The sequence below is a fragment of the Dietzia cinnamea NBRC 102147 genome (genome assembly GCF_001571065.1).
GTDB classification, from domain to species: domain Bacteria; phylum Actinomycetota; class Actinomycetes; order Mycobacteriales; family Mycobacteriaceae; genus Dietzia; species Dietzia cinnamea.
This window is the reverse complement of sequence record NZ_BCSW01000006.1, coordinates 1-13,855: the sequence shown is the minus strand read 5'-3', so window position 1 is coordinate 13,855 and position 13,855 is coordinate 1. Positions and strand designations below refer to the sequence as shown.

10 protein-coding genes are annotated in these 13,855 nt (G+C 72.4%); 6 read left to right on the top strand and 4 right to left on the bottom strand.

Annotated elements, in window-relative coordinates; all coding sequences use genetic code 11:
- Positions 1–44: 44 nt before the first annotated feature.
- Together DCI01S_RS03785 and nudC are read left to right on the top strand one after the other, a co-directional pair.
- The gene (locus tag DCI01S_RS03785; protein WP_061228025.1) at positions 45–1,124 is read left to right on the top strand and encodes a potassium channel family protein; all 1,080 of its coding nucleotides are present in this window, start codon (positions 45–47) and stop codon (positions 1,122–1,124) included.
- 82 nt (positions 1,125–1,206) lie between these two features.
- Positions 1,207–2,133, top strand: a complete 927-nt coding sequence (gene nudC / locus DCI01S_RS03780) for an NAD(+) diphosphatase (protein WP_061228024.1) — start codon at positions 1,207–1,209, stop codon at positions 2,131–2,133.
- A 65-nt stretch (positions 2,134–2,198) separates the two neighbouring features.
- Here the strand turns inward: nudC and DCI01S_RS03775 are convergent, their stop codons facing one another.
- Positions 2,199–2,468, bottom strand: a complete 270-nt coding sequence (locus tag DCI01S_RS03775) for a mycoredoxin (protein WP_043567235.1) — start codon at positions 2,466–2,468, stop codon at positions 2,199–2,201.
- A 138-nt stretch (positions 2,469–2,606) separates the two neighbouring features.
- Here DCI01S_RS03775 and DCI01S_RS03770 point away from each other — a divergent pair, with 138 nt between their 5' ends.
- Positions 2,607–4,751: an ATP-dependent DNA helicase UvrD2 gene (locus DCI01S_RS03770; RefSeq protein WP_174521517.1), complete on the top strand. Its 2,145-nt coding sequence runs from the start codon at positions 2,607–2,609 to the stop codon at positions 4,749–4,751.
- A gap of 12 nt (positions 4,752–4,763) precedes the next feature.
- On the opposite strand, the gene DCI01S_RS03765 is transcribed toward DCI01S_RS03770, so the two are convergent.
- Together DCI01S_RS03765 and DCI01S_RS03760 are read right to left on the bottom strand one after the other, a co-directional pair.
- A complete protein-coding gene (locus tag DCI01S_RS03765) occupies positions 4,764–6,080 on the bottom strand; it encodes an ABC1 kinase family protein (protein ID WP_061228023.1) in 1,317 nt (438 codons plus the stop codon).
- Between the two features lie 7 nt (positions 6,081–6,087).
- Complete coding sequence (locus DCI01S_RS03760; RefSeq protein WP_244881637.1) at positions 6,088–7,194, bottom strand: hypothetical protein; 1,107 nt, start codon at positions 7,192–7,194, stop codon at positions 6,088–6,090.
- A gap of 134 nt (positions 7,195–7,328) precedes the next feature.
- On the opposite strand from DCI01S_RS03760, the gene DCI01S_RS03755 reads away from it, so the two are divergent.
- Entirely contained in the window at positions 7,329–8,033 is a 705-nt protein-coding gene (locus tag DCI01S_RS03755; RefSeq protein WP_244881636.1) for a M48 metallopeptidase family protein, read from the top strand.
- 29 nt (positions 8,034–8,062) lie between these two features.
- On the opposite strand, the gene DCI01S_RS03750 is transcribed toward DCI01S_RS03755, so the two are convergent.
- On the bottom strand, positions 8,063–9,460 hold the full coding sequence (locus tag DCI01S_RS03750) for a zinc-dependent metalloprotease (RefSeq protein ID WP_061228021.1): 1,398 nt from the start codon (positions 9,458–9,460) through the stop codon (positions 8,063–8,065).
- A 79-nt stretch (positions 9,461–9,539) separates the two neighbouring features.
- On the opposite strand from DCI01S_RS03750, the gene DCI01S_RS03745 reads away from it, so the two are divergent.
- The gene (locus DCI01S_RS03745) at positions 9,540–10,601 is read left to right on the top strand and encodes a YlbL family protein (protein WP_061228020.1); all 1,062 of its coding nucleotides are present in this window, start codon (positions 9,540–9,542) and stop codon (positions 10,599–10,601) included.
- Positions 10,602–10,666: 65 nt separating this feature from the next.
- Positions 10,667–13,744, top strand: a complete 3,078-nt coding sequence (locus DCI01S_RS03740; RefSeq protein WP_082767629.1) for a UPF0182 family protein — start codon at positions 10,667–10,669, stop codon at positions 13,742–13,744.
- Positions 13,745–13,855: the final 111 nt, after the last annotated feature.

Sequence of the window (13,855 nt, the reverse complement as noted above, 5' to 3'; positions counted from 1 at the left end):
ATGACGGCGGGCCCAGCGGGGGTCCGCGGCGGAAACGGAGTCCCATGGTCGAGAAGCGCGCACTGGCGTCCCGGTTCCGTGGCAACGATCCACTGGACGAGAGCCCCGACCACGCCCTGGTGGGTGTCGTCAGCATCCCCGAGAACGCCGGAAGCCCGTGGCGGCTGATCGGCAAGCGCGTCCTCATGGCCCTCGTCGCGCTCTGTCTGGGAGTGCTCGTCGTGTGGACCGACCGCGGCGGCTACACCGGAGGCGGTGGTCCGAACGGTGAGATGACGCTGATTGACTGCTTCTACTACGCCACCGTCTCGCTCTCCACGACCGGCTACGGGGACATCACCCCGATCACGCAGCAGGCACGTCTGATCAACACTCTCGTCGTCACGCCCCTGCGCCTGGTGTTCCTCATCCTGCTCGTCGGCACCACCCTCGCCGTCCTCACCGAACAATCCCGTCAGGCCCTGAAGATCCAGCGTTGGAGGAGCGTCGTGCGCAACCACACCGTCGTCGTCGGCTACGGCACCAAGGGCAGGTCGGCCGTCGCCGCCATGCTCGCCGACGAGATCGCTCCCGACGACATCGTCGTCGTGGACACCGACCCGCAGGCGATCAAAGCCGCAGCCGCGCACGGACTCGTCACCGTCCACGGGTCGGCGACCCGGTCCGACGTGCTCAAACTGGCCGGGCTCACCCGCGCCTCGGCGGTGGTGGTCGCCACCAATTCCGACGACACCGCGGTGCTGGTCACGCTCACCGCCCGCGAACTGGCACCCCATGCCAAGATCGTCGCGACTGTCCGTGAGAGCGACAACAAGCACCTGCTCAAGCAGTCCGGCGCCGACTCGGTCGTGGTCTCCGCCGAGACCACCGGCCGGCTACTGGGCCTGGCCACCATCACCCCGACAGTCGTGGGAATGATGGAGGACCTGCTCACGCCCGATGAAGGTTTCTCGATCGCCGAGCGCCGCGTGGAGGAGTCCGAGGTCGGCGGCTCGCCGCGGCACCTGGCCGAGCTCGTGCTGGGCGTGGTGCGCAAGGGCCAGCTGATCAAGGTCAATGAGCCGGAGGCGGACGCGTTGGAGGCCGGCGACCGGTTGCTCTACATCCGGATGGTCTCCGGCTGATCATCGGGTCGGCGCGGTTCGATCGGCCCGCGGGACTACGCTGATCGGCGCCCCTCACGACCGGCGAAACGGACCCCTCACAATGCCGCTGGACTTCACCCTGGACTCCGACCCTGTGCTGTCTGTGGCCGCGCCCGACAGGGCCGCCCCGCTCCGGCGGGACGCGGAGGGACTCGCGGCGGGATGGGCCTCGGCGCGGATCATGAGGGTCGACCGGCGGAACCGGTTCGCGACCGAACCGACCGCGGGGGACCGCAAGCGGATCCGGCTCGAGCCGGCCCGCGACCACGCCGATCGCCTGCCCGAGGACGCGGTCTTCCTCGGGCGCACCGACGACGCCCGGCACATCTGGGCCGTGCTCGTCGACGAGCTGCCCGACAGCCCCGCCGTGAGTAACCTCCGCGCGTGCGGGGCGGATCTGGTCGAGGGCGACGGATCATTGGCCGCGCAGGCCATGGCGCTGCTGGGGTGGCACCGCGACAACGTCAGGGGCCGGCAGCCGGACCACCACCCGCGCCGGAAGGAGGCGGGGTGGGCCATCGAGGACCCCTTCCACGGCGGACTCGAGTACCCGCGGACCGATCCCGCCGTGATCTGCCTCGTCCACGACGGCGGCCGGCAGGTCCTCCTCGCGCGGCAACCCGTGTGGCCGGCGGGGATGTACTCGCACGTGGCCGGTTTCGTCGAAGCGGGCGAGTCCCTCGAGGGGTGCGTGCGCCGCGAGGTCGCCGAGGAGGTCGGTGTGGTCGTGGACCGCGTCCGCTACCTGGGCAGTCAGCCGTGGCCGTTCCCGCGCTCACTCATGGTGGGGTTCCAGGCCGTCGCCGACCCGGAGGCGCCGATCCTGCTCGAGGACGAGGAGATCAGTGAGGCCGCCTGGTTCGATGTCGACCGGGTTCGGGATGCGCTGGCCGGTCGCGGTGACCTCATGGTGGCCCCGCCGGTGTCCATCGCGCACGTCATGCTGCGCTCCTGGGTCGCGGCCGTCGACCGCGACGGCGGCGCCTGACGCGAGGGGGCGCCGTCGGCCCTGTCCCGGGCCGGCGGCGCCCCGTGTGCCGGGCCTATCGCGCCTCAGGCGCCGGCGAGCTCGGCGAGCTTCGCGCGAACCTGGGAGGCCGGGGGGTTGGTGGCCGTGGTGCCGTCGGAGTACAGGGCCGTGGGCACGACCCGGTTGCCGCCGTTGACGCTCTCGACGAACGCCGCCGCCTCGGCGTCGGCGTCCACATCGATCTCCGTGTAGCCGATCTCCTTCTCGTCCAGCAGCTTCTTCAGCCGCGTGCAGAACGGGCACCACGAGGTGGTGTACAGGGTCAGGGCGTCGTTGGTCGTCACATCGCTCATGACGGGGTGTAACGCCCACGCCGGTGGGAATCATCCCCGGGGGGAGGCCCCCGGCGCGGTGTCCGACCCGGATGCCACGATGGGGGCGTGAGTGAGACGGGGCGCGGCGGCCGGGAGAGTGGCCAGGAAGGCGGCCGGATGGGCGGCCAGGTCGGCGGACGGGGAGTCGGGCGCCGAGGCGGTGCGGAGTCGGCTCTGGAGGGCCTGGACCCGCAGCAGCGTCGCGCCGTGCTGGCGCCCCGCGGACCCGTCTGCATCCTCGCGGGTGCGGGAACGGGCAAGACCCGCACCATCACCAGACGCATCGCACACCTGGTCACCACCGGACACGTCCGCGGGGACCAGGTGCTGGCGGTGACGTTCACCGCCCGCGCCGCGGGGGAGCTGCGCATGCGCCTGGCGAGCCTCGGCGTCGCGGACGCCGGGACCGGGCCGGTCCAGGCGCGGACCTTCCACTCGGCTGCCCTGCGCAACCTGTCCTACTTCTGGCCCCGGGTCTACGGCGAGGAGCCGTGGCAGCTGTTGGACGGTCAGTTCCGTGCGGTCGCCCAGGCGGTCAGGCGAGCCGGACTCGATCCCGCCACCGAGACGATCCGCGACGTGCTGACCGAGATCGGGTGGGCCAAGTCGAGCCTGCTCACCCCCGACAGCTACGCGGAGCAGGCGGTCGCTCTGGGACGGGACCTGCCGGTTCCCGCGCCCGAGGTGGCGCGGGCGTTCCGGGCGTACGAGGACCTCAAGGTCTCCGGCCCGGTCCGGATGCTCGACTTCGACGATCTCCTGTCGCACATGGCGGAGCTCGTGGAGGAGGTGCCGGCCATCGCGGAGGAGTTCCGGGACCGGTACCGCTGCTTCGTCGTGGACGAGTTCCAGGACGTCACGCCGGCCCAGCAGCGGCTGCTCACCGCATGGCTGGGTAATCGCGACGACCTCACGGTGGTGGGCGACGTCAACCAGACGATCTACTCCTTCGCCGGCGCCGAGCCCGACTTCCTCCTCGGCTTCGCCGACCGCTACCCCGGCGCGACCGTCGTGAAGCTGGAGTCCGACTACCGTTCGACCCCGCAGGTCGTGGACCTGGCGAACGCGGTGATCGGCGCCGGAGCCGGTCGGTTCCGCAGCGCCGGCCTCACGCTGCGCGGTATGCGGCCGCCCGGGCCCGAGCCGGTGCTCGCCGAGTACGCGGACGAGGATTCGGAGGCCGACGCCGTCGCGGCGGCCGTCGCCGACCTAGTGCACGGCGGGACCGATCCCGCGGAGATCGCCGTGCTGTACCGGGTCAACGCCCAGTCGGAGAGGATCGAGGCGGCTCTGGACGAAGCCGGCATCGGGTACCGGCTCAAGGGTGGCGAGGGCTTCTTCGAACGCCCCGTCGTGCGCCGGGCCATGTCGGCGATCGACCGCCTCGTCGACGGCTCGGACGAGGCGATGGCCGGCGCCCACGCCGGGTTGACCGACCCGGCGGACATCGTCGCGGTCATCCGGCAGGCGCTCGAGCCCCTCGGCCTGACCGCCGCGGAACCCTCCGGCACCCAGGCCCGCGAGACGTGGAACTCCCTGAGCGCGCTGGTGGGACTGGCGGAGGAGATCGCCACCGCCGAGAGCCGCCCGGGACTGCTCCCGGTCGTGGCCGGCCTGAGGGAACGCGCCGCCGCTCGGCACGCGCCGGACGAGCGGGGGGTGACGCTGGCGTCGATCCACGCCGCCAAGGGCCTCGAATGGGACGCGGTGTTCCTCATCGGCGTGCACGAGGGCAGCCTGCCGATCAGCCACGCGATCAACGCCGGGCCCGACGCGATCGAGGAGGAACGCCGCCTTCTCTACGTGGGCATCACCCGCGCCCGCGAGCACCTGTCGCTCTCGTGGAGTCGCAGCCGCCGCGCCGGGGGGCGAGCCACCCGGCGGCCGAGTCGCTTTCTCGATCCCGTCCGTCCGGCGCAGGCCCCGGCAGCCGCCCGGCGGTCCACCGACTCGTCCGACAAGGGACGTTGCCGCGGCTGCGGGGAGAGGCTCAACGGGCCCATGCACCGGGCGCTCGGGCTGTGCCCCGAGTGCTCGATGGAGATAGACACCGAACTGTTCGAGCGGCTACGCGAGTGGCGTCGCGAGACCTCGGAGCGGATCGGCAAGCCCGCCTACACGGTGTTCACCAACGAGACCCTCGCGCAGATCGCCCGCGACCGTCCCGCCGACACGAGGGCCCTGGGCCGGATCGGCGGAATCGGCGCGCACAAACTCGGCGAGTACGGCGACGACGTGCTGAAGCTGGTCCGCGGGACCTGACGACCGGCGGCCTCAGTCCTCGTCGGGGAAGATTTCGGGCATCCAGCGCCGCACGATCTCCCGGTAGGGCGCGGACGCCTGGAGTTGGCACAGCATGCCGACCGACGCCGACAGCACCCGGTGGATCAGCACGAACTCCCGGGGCAGCGCGAACGAGCGCGAGGTCCGGAACTCCCGACCCGAGACGTCCCCGTAGACGGCCATAATGCCCTGCATCCACGCGCGGTCGAAGTGGAACACCGGCTCGCGCATCGGCTCGATGAACGGGTTGAGGAACGCCATCGCGTCGGCGGGATCCAGCCCGCCCCGCCCCACGTAGCCCGCGCGGGTCATCACCCTCACGAGCTCATCCGCGTCATCGGCCAGCGCGTGCCGCATCATCGAGGTCAGCACGGTCGGTATGCCCTCGGGGAGCGGGATGGACGCGCCGAAGTCCAGCACCACCAGGCGACCGTCGTCGGCCAGCAGGAAGTTGCCCGGATGCGGATCGCCGTGCATCAACCGCGCCCGCACGGGGGAGCTGAACTGGAACTCGGTCAGTAGTTCCCCGGCGAGATTACGCTCCTCGGGACTGCCGTCGGCGGAGATCCGACTCAGCGCGCGGCCGTCCGCCCACTCGGTGACCAGCACCTTGGGCGCGGAGGCCAGCACGGAGGGGACGTGGAACTGGCGGTCGTCGCGGAACGCGGCCGAGAAGATGCGCTGGGTGTCGGCCTCGGTGCGGTAGTCGAGTTCGCTCACCGTGCTGTCGTACAGCTCGTCGATGATGCCCCTGATGTCGGTCCCCGGGTTGAGCGGGCGCAACAGCGGGGCCAGTCTGCGGAGCTGGCGCAGGTCCGAGCGCAGGGCCTCGTCGGCCCCCGGGTACTGCACCTTGACGGCCACCTCGCGGCCGTCGGACCAGACGGCGCGATGCACCTGGCCGATCGAGGCCGCCGCGGCGGCCTCGCCGTCGAACTCCGAGAACCGCTCCCGCCACCGCAGCCCGAGCTGGGCGTCCAGGACGCGTTCCACCTCGGCGGCGGGCATGGGCGGGGCCTCGGACTGGAGCTTGGTGAGCGCCTCGCGGAAGGGCTCGGCGTACTTGTCCGGCATGCCGGCCTCGAACACGCTCAGGGCCTGCCCGACCTTCATGGCGCCGCCCTTGAGCTCTCCGAGGACGGCGAAGACCTGCTCGGCGGCCTGGTCGGCGAGTTCCTCCGTCAGATCCCCCTCGCCCCGCCCGAAGGCGCGGCGGCCGAGCGATCCGGCAGCGCGGCCGGCGATGCCCAGTGGTAGTCCCGCGAGGCGTGCTGCGCGGCGGGACGAGGTACGGGGTAGATCGGACACGCCCCAATCATGACAGAGGATGGGCCCCCGGGGCGGCCCCACAGTCGCAGCCCTCGACGGCCGGCCATTCGATACGACGCCACAGTCCCTCGGCCGGGTTGATCTCGACGGAGGCGCCGACCGTCTGCATCCGACCGGTCGGTTCGCGGGTCGCGGCGACCTCGGCCAGCACGAGCGCGGCCGCGGCGGTCAGGGCGGGGACGCCGGCGTCGGGGGAGTGTCCGAGGAGCTGGGCGGCGACGAACGGCCAGCGTGGGTCCCTGCGGGCCCGGAACAGGTCGGTGCACCGCAGGCACGTGCTGAGTCCGGGCACGACGGTCGGTCCCACCACCACCCTGCCGTCGCGGCAGTACACGTGCATGTGCGCCTGCCCGGCGCGGCTGAGGGCGGCCGTGATGACGGGGTCGACGGAGACGGTGCCGGTGAGGATCACGAGGTCGGGTGGCTGTCCGCGGCGGTGCCAGGGTGGCCGTTCGGCGTCGAGCGCCAATCCGGGAGTGGGGCCGGTGCTCACCCGGCATCCGTTGACGGACAGCGGTCCGCGCAGCACCTCGGAGATCTGGCCGGAGCCCAGGATGTGGACCCGGCGGACAGGGGAGGGCCGCGGCTGCGCGGATGTCGTGGAGGGCGCGGGCGCGGAGGCCGCGAGTGCGGGTGCCGCTGCGCCGGGGACGTCGAGGTGGACGTGCCCGAGGTCGGCCAGGCGGGCGAGGATCCGTGCGACGGCGGCCCGCCCGGTGGCGTCGATTCCGGCGCGGCGGGCGGCCGAGTCGAGGTCGGCCCCGCCCTCGAGCCCGGCGAGCAGGGCGGCGAGGCGGCGGGCGTCGACGGTGGCCGGCGCGTCGACGACGACAGCCCTGTCCGGCGCGAGCCCGACCTGCACGGTGCGGCCGTCTCGGGCGACGACCACGGTGCCCGGACGCAGCGTCGCGCGGATCGGCGACGAGGTGCCGAGAGGCGACGAGGTATCCGGACGGACGGGCCCGGTCGCGGTGGCCCCGACCTCGGCGGGCGCGGCGATGACGACGCCGCGCGGCGGCTCCGTGGCACGTGGCGGCTCCGTGGCGCGCCGGGGTGCGTCGGCGGGCGCGGTGAGCGGGGTAGGCGGGGTCACGGGTGTCATCGTGGCACGTGATCGCCGGGGCACCGGGCCCGCCGGCGGGGTTATCCACAGGCACGGGAGGGCGGATCGCGCGTGTGGACGGCGGCCCGCGAGGGCGCGTCGTCCGGTGGTCTACCGTGGTCGGCGTGCCGCCAGCCCCTCGCCCCGCCGACCGATCCGAGGAGACCGCCCCCGGCGGTCCGGCCGCGGCGTCGGCGCTGCCCACGGACCCCGACGACCCGCGGATCGAGATCCGGCGGTCGCGGCGCCGCAAGCGGACGGTGTCCGCGCGGGTGGAGGGGGAGACGGTGGTCGTGCTCATGCCGGCGGGGCTGCCCCGGGCCGAGGAGCGGCGCCTGGTCTCGGACATGCTCGGCCGTCTGGCACGGTCGGGTCGCCGTCGGGGCCCGAGGGTCTCGGACGAGGATCTGATGCGACGGGCCTCCGGGTTGTCGGACAGGTGGGTGGAGGGGCGCCCGCGGCCGTCGTCGGTGCGATGGGTGCCGTCGATGACCACGCGGTGGGCGTCGTGCTCACCGGCGTCGGGGGAGATCCGGATCAGCGAGGCGCTGCGGGACGTCCCGGCGTACGTGCTGGACTACGTCCTCGTCCACGAACTGGCCCACCTCGTGGTGCCGGGCGGGCATCCGCCGGAGTTCTGGGAGGTGGTGCGCCGGTTCCCGCGCGCCGAGCGCGCGATGGGGTACCTCGAGGCGTACTCGCGGGTCCTCCGTGGCGCCGCGGGCGCACCCGGGAGCGGGGACGCCGCCCGCGACGACGGGGGCGGCGGTGCCGGCGAGGGAGTGGGGGACCTGATCGAAGGAGACGACGACGAGGTCCACTCGCCCTGACCGGCCCCGCCCGGGGCCGAGCGGGCGGGTCAGTCCGCGTCGCGCGGCCCCTCGGAGCCGGTGCCGTCTCCACCGATCCGGCCGCCGGACTCGCGGAGGAACCGCTCGATCTCGTCGACGCCGCCGGAGTCGCCGCTCGAGTCGTCGAGGAGGCGGTCGATCACGGCGGCCGGGTTCTCGAGGTCCTCGCCGACGGGCAGCAGGTCGGGGTGGCTCCACAGACCGTCGCGGCGTTCGATGCCGACGGCCTCGCCGACCCGGCGCCACAGTTCGGAGGCCTCGCGGGCGAGCCGCGGGCGCAGTTCGAGCCCGACGAGGCTGGCGAAGGCCTGCTCGGCGGCCCCGCCGGTGGCGCGGCGGCGCAGCCACATCTCGCGGAGTCTGTCGGCGCTGGGGAGCCGGTCGCCGACGGCGGCAGTGACCACGGCGTCGACCCAGCCCTCGACGAGGGCGAGGAGTGTCTCGAGGCGGCCGAGGGCCGCCTCGTTGACGTTCGTGACCTTGGGGCCGATCGCGCCGGCGCCGCCCGAGAGCAGTTCCTGCAGCTTGGCCGGGTCCTGCAGCATCGACGGGTCCAGCCCGGAGGCGAGGTCGTCGAGCCCGGAGGTGTCCACGCGAATGCCGCGCGCGTACTCGTCGACCGTGGCGAGGAAGCGGGCGCGCAGCCAGGGGGCGCCGGAGAACAGCCGCAGGTGGGCGGCCTCGCGCGCGGCGAGGAACACGACGACCTCCTGGCGCGGCAGCTCCAGCTCGTCGGCGAACGCGTCGATCGCGGCCGGTGAGAGGGCGGCCACCCCGTCGGCGCCGAACGGGATGCCCACCTCGGAGGAGAAGAGGACCGCCGGGGCGAGCTTGCCCAGCCCCTGGCCGAGTTGCATGCCGAAGCCCATGCCGCCCATCTGGTCGAGCATGCCGAGGAGCGGGCCTGCGAGCTGGCGGGCCTCCTCGGGCATGGCGCCCCTGGTGGCCGCGTTCATCTGCTCGGCGACCGGGGTGCAGATCTTCTCCCAGGTGGGCAGGGATTGCTCGACCCACTGCTGCGGGGTCCACGCCTCGGTGCGGTGGACGCCGGAGGGGAACAGGGTGGTGTCGTCGAGCCACAGTTCGGCGAGGCGGACGGACTCCTGGACGGCCGTGCGCGAGGAGTCGGTGATCACGGGCGTGCGGCCGAGCGCCTGCAGGGCGACCGTCCGCGCCAGCTGGTAGTTGACGGGGCCAGAGCTGCCGGGGCCGGACATGGCCGATCCCATGGACCCGAGCATCTGCCCGAACTGGGAGAGCATCTGGCCGAGGTTGCCGAACTGCGAGGGGTCGAATCCGCCGGGGCCACCGGGGCCACCGGCGCCGCCCGATCCGCCGGGATTACGGTCCCGGTCGTCGTCGCGCCCGTCGTCGTCGGAGGCGGAGAAACCGAAGGGCTGGTTCATGCCACAACGGTACAGCGTGCAGGGGTGCGGGGTTCGGCCGCGACGCGGTGGCGGCCGGGCGCGGACTACCCTTGCCCCCGTGAGCCGCCGCCTCTTAACCGTCCTCGCCGCGCTGGTGCCGGCGGTCCTGCTGCTCGTCCTGGCGACATCGGCCACCGTCCCGTTGGTGTCGATGGGCCCGGGGCCCACTTATGACACTTTCGGGACGGCTGAGGTGGAGACCGAGAACGGTGAGGTCGAGCGGGTCCCGGTGATCGACGTGGTCGGCAGGCCGGCCGACGAGACCGCGGGGTCGCTGCTCATGACGACGGTGGCGGTGCGGGACCGTCTCACCCTGGTCGACGCGGCGCGCTTCTGGCTGGACCCTGCGCAGGTCGTCGTGCCGCGGGACCAGGTGTTCCCGCCGGACCGGTCGCGCGACGAGGTGCGTGAGTCCAACGCCGCGCAGATGGTCGGGTCGGAGAACTCGGCCGAGGCGGCCGCCTACCGCCACCTGGGGATCCCGATGCAGCCCCGCGTCGAGGGTGTGGAGCCCGACGGCGCGGTCGCCGGGCGTCTGGAGGAGGGCGACGTGCTGACGTCGATCGACGGGGAGCCGGTCGAGGACGCCACGTCCGTGGTCGAGCGGGTCGGCGAGCGCCGAGCGGGGGATGAGATCACGATCGGGTACACCCGGGACGGCCGGGAGGGGTCGACGACGACGAGGTTGCAGCCGGCCGGGCCGGACGGCGATCCAGACCAGGGCCGGCTGGGCATCCTGGTCGGTGACTCCCCGGCGGACGGCACCGACGTGGACATCACGGTGGATCCGGGTGTGGGCGGCCCCTCGGCGGGCCTGGTGCTGGCGCTGGCGATCGTGGACAAGCTGTCACCGGGGGAGACGACCGGGGGGGCGCGGGTCGCGGGCTCGGGGACGATCCTGCCCGACGGGACGGTCGGGTCGATCGGCGGCATCCGGCACAAGATCCGGGCCGCCCACGAGGCCGGGGCGAGCGAGTTCCTCGTTCCCGCCGCCAACTGTGCGGAGGCTGTGCAGGACCCTCCCGAGGGCATCCGGCTCATCGAGGTGTCGACACTGGGCGGCGCGGTGGAGGCGCTGGAGACGGCCGCTTCCGGGGGGCGGCCACCGACCTGCGGCTGAGGCGGGGTTTTCCGTAAGGTGGGGCCCACGAGCATGTCCGCCCCAGCAGTGCAGGAGCATCCCAGGTGTCCGTCCGCCCACCCGGTAACCCCCCCGGTCGGCCAATCGCGATCTCGCGTCGCGGTCGGGCCGTCGCCGTCGCCGTCGTCGTCCTCATCCTCCTGATCCAGGTCCTGCCGAGGCTGAACACGGCCTATACGGACTGGCTCTGGTTCGGCAGCGTCGACGCCTCGAGCGTGTTCCGCACCGAACTGCTCACGCGGCTCGGGGTGTTCGTCGTGGTGGCGCTCCTGGTGGGGCTGGCGGTGACCGCCGGCATCATGCTGGCCTACCGCGCCCGCCCCGTGTTCCTCACGCAGCCGGGGATGCCGGACGCGCTGGCCCGGTACCGCGCGGCCATGGGTGCCTCGCCCGGCCGGACGGTGTTCTGGATCCCGGCCGTGCTGGCGATCCTGGCCGGGTCGGTCGCGCAGACCGGCTGGCAGACGGTGCTCGCGTTCTTCAACTCGACGCCGTTCGGTGAGACGGACCCCCAGTTCGGGCTCGACATCTCCTTCTACGCGTTCGAGCTGCCGATGTGGCGCGCGATCGTCACGTGGCTGATGATCGCCATCGTCCTGGCGTTCCTGGCCAACCTCTTCACGCACTACATCTTCGGCGGCCTCCGGCCCGGCGCCCGGGAGGGTGCGCTGACCCGGGCGGCCCGCATCCAGCTGGTGAGCCTCGCGGGCCTGTTCGTCCTCGCCAAGGCGGCGGCGTACTGGCTCGACCGGTACGAGTTGCTGTTCAGCGAGAACGCCACGTTCACTGGCGCCAGCTACACCGACGTCAACGCCCTCATGCCGGCCAAGATCTTCATGTTCTCGGTGGCCCTGGTGTGTGCGGTCGCGTTCTTCTCCGCCATCGTCATCCGGGACCTGCGGATCCCCGCGCTGGCCACGGTCCTGCTCCTGTTCTCCGCCCTCGTGGTGGGGTCGGCGTGGCCGCTGGCCGTCGAGCAGTTCTCGGTCAACCCCAACCGCGCCGAGAAGGAGCGGGAGTACATCGCCCGCAACATCGAGGCGACGCGCGCCGCCTACGACATCGGTGACGACCGGGTGACCTACATCGACAACTGGGGTTCGGCCGACCCGAACCCCCGCGAGGCCGCCTCGGACATCACGACGCTGTCCAACGTCCGCGTGCTCGACCCCAACGTCCTGGCGCCGACCTTCACCCAGCAGCAGCAGCTGCGCAACTTCTACGGCTTCCCCGAGACCCTGAGCATCGACCGGTACACGATCGACGGCGAGATGCAGGACTTTCTCGTGGCCGCGCGCGAGCTCAACCCGGCGTCGTTGCAGGCCAACCAGCGCGACTGGATCAACCGCCACACCGTGTACACCCACGGCAACGGCTTCGTGGCCGCTCCCGCGAACCGCGTCAACGAGATCGCCGACGACGCGGGCTCGGACCGCGGTGGCCTGCCCAACTACCAGGTCTCGGACCTCGACGCGATCAACAACGGCGAGGACATGATGATCCCGGTCACGCAGCCGCGGATCTACTTCGGTGAGCTCATCGCCCAGTCGGATCCCGACTACGCGATCGTCGGCGACAACGGCGACGGCCCCCGTGAGTACGACACCGACGCCGAGCAGTATACCTACACCGGCTCAGGCGGTGTGCCGATCGGCGGGTGGGTCAACCGGATCGCGTACGCGTTGAAGTTCGCCGAGCGGAACATCCTGCTGTCGAGCCTCATCGGTGACGACTCGAAGATCCTCTACGACCGCGACCCGCGTGACCGCGTGCAGAAGGTCGCCCCGTGGCTGACCACGGACACCAACACGTACCCGGCGGTGATCGACGGGCGCATCAAGTGGATCGTCGACGGCTACACGACGCTCAAGACCTACCCGTACGCCGAGCTCAGCTCGCTGGAGGCCATGACCTCGGACTCCCTGAGCGACGGCAGCGGCCGCGTGTTGCCGGACGAGGAGGTCTCCTACATCCGCAACTCGGTCAAGGCCACCGTCGACGCCTATGACGGCACGGTGGACCTGTACGCGTTCGACGAGTCCGACCCGGTGCTGCAGACGTGGATGAAGGCCCTGCCGGGCATCGTGCAGCCGCGTGACGCGATCTCCGAGGAGCTCTCCGAGCACCTGCGCTACCCCGAGGACCTGTTCAAGGTGCAGCGCGAGCTGCTCGCCAAGTACCAGGTCGACGATCCGGGTCAGTTCTTCACGAACGACGCCTTCTGGTCGGTGCCGTCCGACCCGACGGTGACCTCGTCCATCCAGAACCCGCAGACCCCGCCCGCGGCCGGGCCCGGCACCGCCCCCGCTCCCGGGACCGCGGGTGGCCCGGCCGGGGCACAGACCGTGGACCGCGACGGCCCGAGCCAGCCGCCGTACTACGTGGTGGTCTCGGACCCGACGGACCCGGAGTCCGACGAGCCCTCGTTCCAGCTCATCTCCGCGTTCCGCGGGTACGAGCGCGAGTTCCTCGCCGCGCACATGTCGGCGAGCTCGGACCCGGAGACGTACGGCGAGATCACCGTGCGCGTGCAGCGGCGCACCGAGCCGCTGGCGCAGGGCCCGAACCAGGCGCAGGACATCATGATCGCCTCGCCGGCGATCGCCCAGGACCGTCGCCTGTGGGGTGAGACGGCGGAAATCACCGAGGGCAACCTTCTGGCGCTGCCGCTGGCCGGGGACTCGGTGCTGTACGTCGAGCCGATCTACACGCAGCGCAAGGACCAGGACTCCGCGTTCCCGCGTCTGCTGCGCGTGATGGTGAGCTACGACCGCGCGGTCGGGTACGCGCCCACCCTGTACGAGGCGCTGCAGCAGGTCGGTATCGAGACGGATCCCGACACCGTGCGGATCGACGAGACCGGTCAGGCCGAGGCCCAGGCGGAGGGCGGCACGTCGCGGCCCGCCGAGGGCACGGCCCCCCGCCCGTCCTCACCCGCGGCCGGCGGTGGCGGTGGTGGCGGCGACGAGGCCTCCCGTGAAGCCGCGGTGCGCGAGCTCAACGAGGCGTTGAACGCCGTCCGTTCGGCCCAGAGCGGGGGAGACCTCTCCGATCTCGGGCAGGCGCTCGAGGACCTGCAGGCCGCCGTCGACGCCTACCAGGCGCTCGGCAACGGCAACTGACGACCCGACTCCGTCCGCCCGGGCCGGTCTCTCCGTGTGACCGGCCCGGGCGTCGTCGTACGGCCGGCCGATTTGCCTTGTCGGTTCAGTGGCACGTAGTGTCATAGATGC

Excerpts from the sequence above, each read along its gene's own strand:
- DCI01S_RS03770 (WP_174521517.1), top strand. The coding sequence starts at position 2,607 with ATGGGCGGCCAGGTCGGCGGACGGGGAGTCGGGCGCCGAGGCGGTGCG.
- DCI01S_RS03750 (WP_061228021.1), bottom strand. The coding sequence starts at position 9,460 with ATGAACCAGCCCTTCGGTTTCTCCGCCTCCGACGACGACGGGCGCGAC.
- DCI01S_RS03775 (WP_043567235.1), bottom strand. The coding sequence starts at position 2,468 with ATGAGCGATGTGACGACCAACGACGCCCTGACCCTGTACACCACCTCG.
- DCI01S_RS03785 (WP_061228025.1), top strand. The coding sequence starts at position 45 with ATGGTCGAGAAGCGCGCACTGGCGTCCCGGTTCCGTGGCAACGATCCA.
- nudC (WP_061228024.1), top strand. The coding sequence starts at position 1,207 with ATGCCGCTGGACTTCACCCTGGACTCCGACCCTGTGCTGTCTGTGGCC.